Annotated in this window: 5 protein-coding genes and 1 tRNA gene; all 6 read right to left on the bottom strand. The window is 63.7% G+C overall.

The window, feature by feature from the left end:
* Nucleotides 1-76, bottom strand: a tRNA-Lys gene (locus IT549_RS07555).
* A gap of 80 nt (nucleotides 77-156) precedes the next feature.
* Entirely contained in the window at nucleotides 157-1,272 is a 1,116-nt protein-coding gene (rodA, locus tag IT549_RS07550) for a rod shape-determining protein RodA (protein ID WP_292971525.1), read from the bottom strand.
* Nucleotides 1,269-3,365 carry a penicillin-binding protein 2 gene (mrdA, locus tag IT549_RS07545; RefSeq protein ID WP_292971523.1) on the bottom strand — a complete coding sequence of 699 codons (2,097 nt, stop codon included), beginning with the start codon at nucleotides 3,363-3,365 and terminating at the stop codon, nucleotides 1,269-1,271. Before mrdA ends, rodA begins: the two co-directional genes overlap by 4 nt.
* Complete coding sequence (locus IT549_RS07540; RefSeq protein ID WP_292971521.1) at nucleotides 3,365-3,916, bottom strand: rod shape-determining protein MreD; 552 nt, start codon at nucleotides 3,914-3,916, stop codon at nucleotides 3,365-3,367. Before IT549_RS07540 ends, mrdA begins: the two co-directional genes overlap by 1 nt.
* Nucleotides 3,916-4,809, bottom strand: coding sequence for a rod shape-determining protein MreC (gene mreC / locus IT549_RS07535; RefSeq protein WP_292971518.1), 894 nt, complete (start codon nucleotides 4,807-4,809; stop codon nucleotides 3,916-3,918). Before mreC ends, IT549_RS07540 begins: the two co-directional genes overlap by 1 nt.
* Before the next feature lie 49 nt (nucleotides 4,810-4,858).
* Nucleotides 4,859-5,908, bottom strand: a complete 1,050-nt coding sequence (locus IT549_RS07530) for a rod shape-determining protein (protein ID WP_292971515.1) — start codon at nucleotides 5,906-5,908, stop codon at nucleotides 4,859-4,861.
* Nucleotides 5,909-6,023 lie beyond the last annotated feature (115 nt).

The following is a 6,023-nucleotide window of genomic DNA, read 5'->3' as shown; positions in this document are numbered from 1 at the left end:
TGGTGGACGCACTAGGGCTCGAACCTAGGACCCGCTGATTAAGAGTCAGCTGCTCTACCAACTGAGCTATGCGTCCACACTCCGGCGTTTCCGCTGGCCGCCGATTCGGCGGGGAGCGCTCCCTATAGCGGCTGTTTTTCCGGATGGAAGGGGTTTTTACGAGGAAAGTGATCCGCCGCGCCGGCTCCAGCGATCGACGGCCATCAGGGTGCCCACACAGATCATGTTGGTCATCATCGCCGAGCCGCCGTGGCTGATCCAGGGCAGGGGGATCCCCACCACCGGGGCCAGGCCCATGACCATCATCATGTTGATCGCCATGTAGAAGAAGATCGTAAAGGTCATGCCCGCCGCCAGCAGGCTGGAAAAGCGATCGGGTGCGTTGCGGGCGACTTTCAATCCCCAGCGGAAAACCCAGAGAAAAATGGCCAGCACGAACAGCCCGCCCAGCACGCCCCATTCTTCGGCCATGGTCGCAAAGGCGAAGTCGGTATGGGCTTCGGGCAGATAGTCGAGGTGGCTCTGGCTGCCATTGCCAAAACCTTTGCCCCAGAACCCGCCTGATCCGATCGCAATCTTGGACTGGGTTATGTGATAGCCATCGCCCAGCAGATCCTTTTCGGGTTCGAGGAAGACGAACACCCGTTTGCGCTGATAGTCATGCAGCAGCGTGAAAAATGCGACTGGAGCGGCAATCGCGACCGCAACCCCCGCGCCGATGAACCAGCGCAGCGGCAAACCGGCCAGGAAGATCACGACTGCGGCCCCCGCTGCGACGGACAGGCCAGTGCCAAGATCGGGCTGGATGATGACCAGCAGGCTTGGCACTCCGACCAGACCGGCAACCGGCAGCAGGGTTCGCCAGTTACGGGTCATCGCCGGAGGAAGGTTGTCGAAGAAGTGCGCCAAGACAAGGACGATCCCCGGCTTCATCAGTTCGGATGGCTGGAGCATCATGAAGCCCAGGTTGATCCATCGCTGGCTGCCTCCGCGCACCGATCCGAACAGATCGACGAACACCAGCAGGATCACCAGCGCGCCGTAGACCGGATAGGTCATGTTGCGGAAAAAGGCCTGCGGCAGCCGCGAAATGACGAAAGCCATCACCAGGAACGCGGCGAAGTGGATCTCGTGCAGCAAGGCCCAGGGCTGCAAATGCCCGCCGGCTGCGGAATAGAGCACCAACGAACCAAAGGTGTTGAGCGCGAACAGCGGCAGCAGCAGGCCCCAGGGCTCACGCGCGATCGCTTCGGGAATGATCCGGCGGCTCATTGCGGGGTCCCTGCAGCCGGCGTCGGCGCGGAGCTTGGGCTGGCGGCGGGCGCGGGTGTCGAAGCAGGCTGGGGCTGGGCAGGGCTGTCTGCCGGTTCTTCGGCCCGGGTCGTGGCCGGCGTGTTTATCGGGCCTTCCCCATGCGGCTCGGGGTTGTCGGCCTTGCTGATCGTCGCCTTGACCGCTTCCTCGTCGCCAACTTTGGGGGCGGAAGTGCCATATTTGGAGACGTAGCCCCGGTATTTCGCATTCATCCGTTCAAGCGGCTTGCCGCCCCAGCCCTGTTCCAGACTGGCCAGGGTGGCCTGCGCCTGCGCGGGGTCGAACAGGTAGGTCATCACGTCCCTGGCGATTGGCGCGGCGGCGCGGGCACCGAAGGTACCATGTTCAACCACCACGGCCATGGCATAGCGCGGCGCGTCGGCCGGGGCATAACACACGAACAGCGCGTGATCGCGCCCCTTCCAGTCGCCGAAGTGGCCGCGGGTGACCAGCGCGCGAACCTGGGCCGTCCCGGTCTTGCCGGCCATCTTCACTCCGCCCAGGTCGATCCGGCTGGCGGTGGCGGTCCCGGCTCCGTTGACCACCCGGAACATGCCGTCGTGAACAACCTGAAGCTGCTCGGGCGTAAACGGAAGCTGGGGGCCCAGCTTGTTGTCCTGACCAAAGATCAGCGCCGGCTGCAAATTCTTGCCCGAGGCGATCCGGGCGGTCATCACCGCGAGCTGCAACGGCGAGACCGAAACATAGCCCTGGCCGATCGAGGCGTTGAGCGAATCCGCCGCGCTCCATTCCTGCTTGAACCGGCGCATTTTCCAGGCGGCATCGGGGATCGTGCCATAGCGCTGCGCGGTTCCCGGCAGGTCGAATTCCTGACCCAACCCCAGCAGCTTGGCGACCGGCGCGATCGCATCGTAACCAACCCGGTGCGCCATGGCCCAGAAGTAGGTGTTGCAGCTCTGCTCGATCGCGCGCCGCATATCGACCGATCCGTGCACCGCGTCACAGCGGAAATAGCGATTACCCAGCCGATAGCCGCCGGGGCAGCCGATCCTTTCCTCGGGATCGACGCCGTGCATCTGCAGGGCCAGGCTGGCCATCGGCTTCATCGTCGAGCCGGGCGGATAGAGCCCGCGCAGGGCCTTGTTGAGCAGCGGGATGTGATCGTCCTCGTTAAGCATCTTCCACTGTAAACGGCCGATCCCGCCGGCAAAGGCGTTGGGATCGAACGCGGGCATCGAAACCGAAGCGAGGATCCCGCCGGTCTGGCAATCGATCACCACGACCGCGGCGGATTCAAGCCCGATCCGGCGCGCGGCGAAATCTTGCAATCCTGCGTCGATCGTCAGCTTGATCGGCTTGCCGGGGATATCGTCACGATGTTCCAGATCGCGGACGAACTTGCCTGATGCGGTAACTTCCACGCGCTGCGCGCCCGGCGTGCCGCGCAGCGTGTTTTCATAGTATTTCTCAAGCCCGTCCTTGCCCAGCTTGAAGCCGGGGGTCAGCAGCAGCGGATTCTTCTCGCGCTCGTTGTCCTTGGCCGATGCCGGGCCGACATAGCCGATCAGATGGGCAACCGATGGGCCGGTCGGATACCATCTGGTATAGGCCTGCTTGGCCACAACCCCGGGCATATCGGGCAGGCGCACCAGCACCCGATCATACTCACTGGGTTCAAGCCCGGAAATCACTTCGATCGGTTGATAGCCGTGGGCCTTGTCCAGCTTGTCGAGCAAGTCCTGCCGCTGGACCGCGTCAAAACCCAGCAACTGGGTGAGTTCGGCAACGGTTTCGTCCTTCTTGGCCAGCCGTTCCGGAATGATGTCGATCCGGAACTCGGTCCGGTTCGAGGCCATCTGGATGTTGTTGCGATCAAGGATCGCCCCGCGGCGCGGCGGCAGCAAGGTCAGGTTGACGCGGTTGCTTTCCGCCAGCGTCGCATATTTCTCGTTCTGGACCAGCGCGAGATAGCCCAGCCGGGTGGCCAGCAGCGCGCCGATCCCGGTCTGCAATCCACCGATCAGCAGCGACCTGCGGTCAAAGCTGTTTTTCAGCGTGCCCGAACTGACATGCTTGGGATCGTCGAACATTACAGCGCCCGGATCGGAATCAGGCGGAACCGGTCAGCCAGCCCAACCAGGCTTGCGGCCAGCGGATAGGCCAGCAGCGAAAGGACCAGCTGCGGCAGCATTGCGGCAAGTTCGGTTGCCCCGCCGCCCAGGTTCGCCAGTTGTTGTGCCAGTACAAGATAGGCCGTGATGAACGGGCAGGCTACCAGCCAGTTCAGGGCAAAACCGCGCCAGGGAAAGCGATGCTCGATCAGGTCGAGCGCCAGCATCGCGGCGGAATAGAGCACCACGGCGCTGCCCAGCGGCTGGCCGCTGAACAGATCGTCGAACAGGCCCAGCGGCAATCCCGCCCAGACCGGAAACAGACCGGGACGCAGCTGTTGCCAGGCAACCAGCAGTAGAAACCCCAACGGCGGCATCACTGGTGCCGAAGAAATGATTGGCCAGGTTGGGCTAAGGCTGCCGAGCATGACCAGCAACCAGGGGGTTGCGACAGCCAGGATCGGCGATGGCGCGCGGTTGATCCGCGGCTTGCCAAGCTCGTGCAGGGCCGATTGCAGCGGCGCGGGCATCAGGGCTGCTCCGTTGCCGCGCCGGGTTGAGCGGCACTGGTCGCTTCGGCCACTTCCTCATAAACGGGTTCAACCGCCACGAATTCGGTCAGCGCAGGATCGCTGAGCGGGCGGGCGATGGCTCCGTCCGGAGTTAGCTGCACCACCACCGCGACCGCCTGGTTGGGACGATAGAGCCCGCCCGAGCCCGAAGTGACGATCGCATCGCCCTTTTTCAGCGGATTGAGCCCGGTTACGGCCAGGCGAATGTGGATCGTGCCGTCGCCGCGGCCATTGGCATAGGCCTGGATTCCATCAACCGCCCGGCGAACCGGGATCGAGCTGTCGGTATCGGTGATCAGCAGGACGCGGGCGCTTGACCCGCCTACCTCGACCACCCGGCCGACCAGACCAAGCGGCGATCGCACCGCCATGCCTACGCGGACGCCCTGGGCCGTCCCGGCGGCGATGGCGGCATAGCGCCGGCTGGAAGACGATGTCGATCCGATCAGACGGGTCACCACCACCGGGCGCTGTTCGCCTTCGGTCAGGCCGAGCATGGCCTTCAGCCTGCCGTTCTCTTCCCTGAGAGCGGCCTGTTCGGCCAGCTTGACCCGCGCCTCAGCCACTTCCTTCTCAAGCCGCGCAACCCGCACGCCCGAGGTAAAATAGCCCGAAAGTGTTGCCCAGAAGCCCTGGGCTTCGGACCGGGTTCCCGCCGCAGCGTTGGCGACAGGCGCGGTCAAATCGCTGGCGGCACCCCGCATTCCGGCGCCGGCATCATTGTTTCCAAGTGAGAAGAACAGCAACAACGCGCCCAGGCCAAGCCCGGCGACTGCGGCGACATAGCCGAAAAAGTTGCCGTACTGCGCCCGGCGGGAATAGCCCGGGCGGCGATTGCTGGGCGCCGCCATCCTGGGGTTACTCCTTGCTGTAGGGCGGGCGCGACACCGGGACGTCCCCTCAGGCCGTCATCAGGACGCCGCGGAACACCGGGTCTTCCATCGCCCGGCCGGTGCCCAGCGCAACGCAGGACAGCGGATCTTCGGCGATCGAGACCGGCAGCCCGGTTTCTTCGCGCAGGTATTCGTCCAGCCCGTGGATCAGCGCGCCGCCGCCAGTCAGGACAATGCCCTGATCAACGATATCGGCGGCCAGTTCCGGCGCGGTGTTTTCCAGCGCGATCCGCACGCCTTCAACGATCGCCCCGATCGGCTCGCTCAGCGCTTCGGCGATGTTCGCCTGGGTGATGGTGATTTCCTTGGGCACGCCGTTGACAAGGTCGCGGCCCTTGATCTGGATCGTTTCGCCCACGCCATCGGCCGGCACGGTGGCAACGCCATAGTCCTTCTTGATCCGTTCGGCAGTGGCTTCGCCGATCAGCAGGTTGTGATGGCGACGCACATAGGAAACGATCGCTTCGTCCATCTTGTCACCGCCGACGCGGACCGAAGTGGTGTAGGCGAGGCCGCGCAGCGAAAGCACCGCAACTTCGGTGGTGCCGCCGCCGATATCGACCACCATCGAACCGACCGGTTCGGTCACCGGCATATCGGCGCCGATCGCGGCGGCCATAGGTTCAAGGATCAGATAGACCGCGCTGGCGCCGGCATTGCTGGCCGCATCGCGGATCGCGCGGCGCTCAACCGAGGTCGAGCCCGAAGGAACGCAGATCACGATTTCGGGCGGGTTGAACATGCTGGTGCGCTTGCCATTCACCTTGCGGATGAAGTGCTTGATCATTTCTTCGGCAACTTCGATGTCGGCAATCACGCCGTCGCGCAGCGGGCGGATCGCTTCGATGCTGTCGGGGGTCTTGCCCATCATCATCTTGGCATCGTCGCCAACGGCCTTGACCTTCTTGATTCCGTTGATCGTTTCGATCGCGACCACTGAGGGTTCGTTCAGCACGACGCCGCGATCCTGCACATAGACCAGCGTGTTGGCGGTGCCGAGGTCGATCGCCATGTTCTGCGAGCCGAATTTGAAGAATCGCGAAAGGAACGAAGCCATTGAAAAATCCGTATGTTTTCCTGACCTTGCCGCAAGAATCGCGGTAAGCACAGGCCTTTGTGTTGGCGTGGAGGAGGCCCCCTTAGCGCAAGGCCATTTGAAAGGCCAAAAAATT

This window comes from Novosphingobium sp., assembly GCF_020852455.1.
Taxonomy (GTDB): Bacteria; Pseudomonadota; Alphaproteobacteria; order Sphingomonadales; family Sphingomonadaceae; genus Novosphingobium.
The sequence above is the reverse complement of the archived record's forward strand: the minus strand, read 5'-3'. Positions and strand labels throughout refer to the sequence as shown.